The 4,394-nt window shown below is 58.1% G+C and carries 5 protein-coding genes and 1 pseudogene; 2 read left to right on the top strand and 4 right to left on the bottom strand.

The window, feature by feature from the left end; all coding sequences use genetic code 11:
* From Q0F21_RS05685 to Q0F21_RS05675, 3 genes and pseudogenes are all read right to left on the bottom strand, one after another.
* Positions 1-332, bottom strand: a pseudogene (locus tag Q0F21_RS05685) (peptidase); the annotation flags it as partial.
* A gap of 11 nt (positions 333-343) precedes the next feature.
* Positions 344-931 (bottom strand): hypothetical protein, encoded by a 588-nt coding sequence (locus Q0F21_RS05680; RefSeq protein WP_297238193.1) that lies wholly within the window; start codon positions 929-931, stop codon positions 344-346.
* Positions 932-1,084: 153 nt separating this feature from the next.
* Positions 1,085-1,453 (bottom strand): DMT family protein, encoded by a 369-nt coding sequence (locus Q0F21_RS05675; RefSeq protein WP_025081994.1) that lies wholly within the window; start codon positions 1,451-1,453, stop codon positions 1,085-1,087.
* A 236-nt stretch (positions 1,454-1,689) separates the two neighbouring features.
* On the opposite strand from Q0F21_RS05675, the gene Q0F21_RS05670 reads away from it, so the two are divergent.
* Positions 1,690-2,109 carry a PadR family transcriptional regulator gene (locus Q0F21_RS05670; protein ID WP_297238190.1) on the top strand — a complete coding sequence of 140 codons (420 nt, stop codon included), beginning with the start codon at positions 1,690-1,692 and terminating at the stop codon, positions 2,107-2,109.
* A 34-nt stretch (positions 2,110-2,143) separates the two neighbouring features.
* A complete protein-coding gene (locus Q0F21_RS05665) occupies positions 2,144-3,241 on the top strand; it encodes a PspC domain-containing protein (RefSeq protein WP_297238188.1) in 1,098 nt (365 codons plus the stop codon).
* A gap of 235 nt (positions 3,242-3,476) precedes the next feature.
* Here the strand turns inward: Q0F21_RS05665 and dprA are convergent.
* Positions 3,477-4,394: DNA-processing protein DprA (dprA, locus tag Q0F21_RS05660; protein WP_297238187.1), on the bottom strand; the 918-nt coding region annotated here is incomplete at its 5' end.

Raw genomic sequence — 4,394 nt, 5'->3', positions numbered from 1 at the left:
GTGGAGCCGCCCTTGAGGAAGACCTTCATCGTCCTCTCATCCGGATAGTAGTGCTTAGTATAGCGCCCTCTCTCTCCGATCTCATCGAGGAGTATCTCTATCTCCGACACGGTGACTAACCCCTTCGCCCGAGGGGTCTCGGCGAGTACACTAGGCAGCTCTATCCTCCTCGCGGAGTAGGTAGGATTGATCTCATCCCGATGATTCATCAGGATGCCGGAGAGGGCATAGATAATGACGATACCGGCAAAGAAGAAGGAGAGGTGCCTGTGGATCCACCGGCACGCCTTCACCATACTCTTAGACCGGTCCCCTCTGGGACTATTTGCCATGGTCAGAGGGATCAGCGGATTTCGTAAGAAAGTCCCTCTATGTGGTAGAGGCTGACGTAGGGCTTACCCTCCTTCTCTGTACGCTCTGCAATGCGGGACCGGAAATTGGCAATCCGCTCCCGGACGCTATTGGTCGCCGCCTCTGCGTTGGCCTTCATGTCGGCAGCGCAGCCACCCTCGCTCTGAGTCTCCTTAGCCTGATCAGCGACCTGAGACTCCCACTGAGCGAGGTAGTCCTCATCGATGCGGTCCTCCACCAGGACTCCTGTCACCCGTACGATGCTATTGACGGTCTCCTGAGGAAAACTGCCGATCGGCTCACCCGCCTCTATGCGGAGGGTCTTGGTATCGTCGCTGCCCATGAGGAAGATTTTTCCTCCGCCATGCTTGCAGATATGGGTACAGATCCCCTCGATCTCGATGGTATCACCGACCAGGCTATCCGGGTCTGCTAATACCTGATCCACCTCGAGGGCGGCAGGAGTCACCTCCTCCGCGGAGGCTTGTTCCTTATTCTTATTACTATTATCCCCGCAGGATGCGAGGCCGAGGGTCATACCGAGGAGCAGCGTAAGGCTCCACTTGCTGATCGAAGTCATCTTTCTTAATCTCTCTGGTTATGCAATTAGGGACCACTCCCTATATCGCTGCAAAGATGACCCTAATCAAGACGTGAGCCCATTCCCACAAGTGGGTATATTATGACTCAACGCCTACCCTCTTTAGGGTATTCTACCGGTAAAGCCCGATAATTACCGGAAAACGAAGTAGACTGCCAGGACGAGACAGACAAATGCGGCGAGGTGATTCCACTGCAGCGGCGTCCCTCGGAAGAAGATCACCGTGAAGAGCGTAAAGACGGTGATCGAGATCACCTCCTGGATCACCTTGAGCTGCAGCAGCGTAAAGGCCCCACCATTGCCCACAAAGCCGTACCGATTGGCCGGCACCTGAAAGGCGTACTCCATCAGCGCCAGCCCCCAGCTCAGCAGGATCACCACATAGAGCGGTGTACTGTCCCGGAGGATATGGAGCTCCTGGAGCTTAAGATGCCCATACCAGGCAAAGGTCATGAAGACATTTGAGACCAGCAGCATCGCCACCGTTAGCCATCCATTCATATCAGCAGATACACACTATATATATAGGGTAAAGAAAAAAGATGCCCTCCCATCAAGCCCACGAAGGTACGAAGTAATGAGCCCCCGACAAGGGCGCCGATGGACCGACTTAGTACAGAGTCCAGTACAAAATTCCCCAAAGTACTACCTTAAATTTGCAAGGTACTGAGACATTACGTATCTTTGCCCTACGATAAAGGAACAGAATCACTATCACCAACCATAGTAAGAGCATCATGGCAAAGACTGACTTGGCGGACAAGTTCCGCTCACAGATGAGACGAGGGCTCCTGGAGTACTACCTGCTCCTCCTGCTCGACAGTCGCCAGGCCTACTCGGCAGACATCATCGATCTGCTCAAGGAGGCCGACCTGCTCATCGTGGAGGGTTCACTCTACCCTCTCCTGAGCAAGATGCGTCGTGCCGGGATCATAGGATACACCTGGGCGGAGAGCACTCAGGGACCTCCTCGCAAGTACTACACCCTGACAGACAAGGGGCGAAGCATACTGGATAAGCTCAATCAGAACTGGGCGGAGATGAATGCCCAGGTCGAGCAGATACGAGCTGCCAAGTATGAGAATAACGGTCCGCAGATCACACCCGCCCCTATGCAGGAGCCGGTCGATGAGATGCGACAGACAGATAAGGAATAGAAAACCAAGAAGGGCAAACGACCCACAGAGCATCATGAAAAAGAACCTTTCAGTCACCCTCGGCGGCCGCTCCTTTACGATCGATGAGGACGCCTACTTCGCCCTTGACGCCTACATCGAGGGCATCCGGTCACACTATGCTCCCGAGGATCCGGACGGCGAGATCGTCTCCGACTTCGAGAGCCGTATCGCCGACCTCTTTGCCGACGAGATCCGGCAGCAGGGGCCCGGAGCCACTATCACCATCGATGCCGTTCGCCGCACGATAGAGCGGGTCGGATCGCTGGATCGCCTCTTCGACGACGAGGAGGAGCAGCATCCTATTGAGGAGGAGATGCCGGCAGCCGATGAGTCTATCCACTACGACACCGCTGCCCCCGAGACCGAGACGGAGCAGAGGAGGATCCCCACCCCACCGATCCCACCGACCGCCATGGAGGGGCCGCGTCCCCGACACATTTACTACCGCTCCACCGTGGACCGCTGGCTCGGCGGTGTCCTCGGTGGTCTCGGAGAGTACCTCGGCATGGACGCCCTACTCTTCCGCCTCACCTTCATCCTATTACTCTTCACCCCCGTCGCACCGGCGATCATCCTCGTCTACCTGGCGATGACAATCTTTGTCCCTCAGGCCAAGACAGTGACCCAGCGACTTGAGCTCCACGGCAAGCCGGTCTCCCCCTCGACGATCTGGCAGGACATCGACGAGACGATCACCAAGAGCGAGGCGGAGGGTAAGGAGCCGGGCGAGCTGAAGAGCTCCTTCCCCCGCCCCTCCGACTTCCTCTCCCCCGCCTGGCGCAAGGGACTACTCTGGACAGGCTCCATTCTGCTTATCCTGGGACTCTTCGTCGCCATGGGAGGAGTCATCACAGGTCTCGCCGACGGGGATCTCTTCCAGTACGACTTCTTCCACGACGGGGAGTACTTCCGCAGCACAGCGGCCGGGCTCCTCTTTTCCATCGCTGGTGGTCTTGTCGCCCTTCCGATCGCAGCCCTGCTGATCTACGTGGTCGGGGTGATTCCGATCGGGATGATCCTCCGGAGCAAGCACAGCAGCACGACAGTCAAGACCGTCAGCATCGCCCTCTGGGTCATTATCCTGCTTGCCCTCTGGCACATAATATTCTAAGACCTTAGTAGCAAGGTCCGTCTTTTCATACAGCCAAGAACTATTTAAGAATCCGCCCGCCCTCCGATGCGACATCGAGGGGCGGGCTTCTTTTTTGCCTGGGTAGAGGCGGATAGAGTCTGTCATCAGGTCGGCGTGAGACGGCATCCATTCTATTACCGGGTTTAGCGATCACTATTACCGGGTTTAGTCATCACTATTACCGGGTTTAGTCATCAGCCATACCGGTGATGGGCTAGCGGGCGGTACGCTCGTAGCGGGCGCCGGGGAGGGAGCGGACCTTGCCGGAGAGCTCCAGCTCGAAGAGCCGACCGGAGAGCGCCCCGGTCTGTTCGCCGATCCTCAGCGTGAGATCGTTGAGCGTCAGCGGTCCCGCCTCCCGGAGTTCTCTCAGGATGGGATCCTCCTCACCCTCCTCGGTCACGGAGGAGAAGGGGAGCCGCTGCGCCCCGGACCGGTCAGAGAGGAGACTGAGCTCCTCGAGGAGAAAGTCCGGATCGGCAAGGCAGGCGGCTCGCTGCTCAGTCAGAAGCCAATTGCATCCCTCAGATGCGGGATCAAAGATCCGCCCCGGCACGGCAAAGACCGATCGCCCGTAGTCAAGGGCAAGACCGGCTGTGATCAGCGCCCCACCCCGTCTCGCGCTCTCGACGACGACGGTGCCTCGGCTCATGCCGGCGACTATGCGATTGCGGAGGACGAAGTGCTGGGGGAAGGACTTGGTGTAGAAGGGATACTCCGTCACGACACCGCCACCGCTATGGATCATCTCCGAGGCGAGATCCCGATGACGTGAGGGGTAGATGGTGTGGTGTCCGTGAGCCACCACGGCGACGGAGCGAAGTCCGTGCCTGAGTGCTGCACGGTGGGCGAGGGCATCGACTCCATAGGCGAGCCCACTGACAATGATCAGATCGGGTCTCAGCTCCGCCCAGCGCTTCACCATCCTCTCCACCACATCGGCGGCGTAGGTGGTGCAGCGACGGGTCCCGACGATGGCGATCATCGGTCCGTCGGTCGGGAGGGTCCCCTTGACATAGAGGACGAGGGGCGCATCGGCACAATTGAGCAGATACTCTGGGTATCCTTCTTCGCCATAAAAGAGCGGGGTGATCAGCTCGCCGACACTCGCTCGCTCATCGAGGATCCGGAT

It is taken from the genome of uncultured Porphyromonas sp. (assembly GCF_934359325.1).
In the GTDB taxonomy this organism is placed as follows: Bacteria; Bacteroidota; Bacteroidia; order Bacteroidales; family Porphyromonadaceae; genus Porphyromonas_A.
The sequence above is the reverse complement of the archived record's forward strand: the minus strand, read 5'-3'. Positions and strand labels throughout refer to the sequence as shown.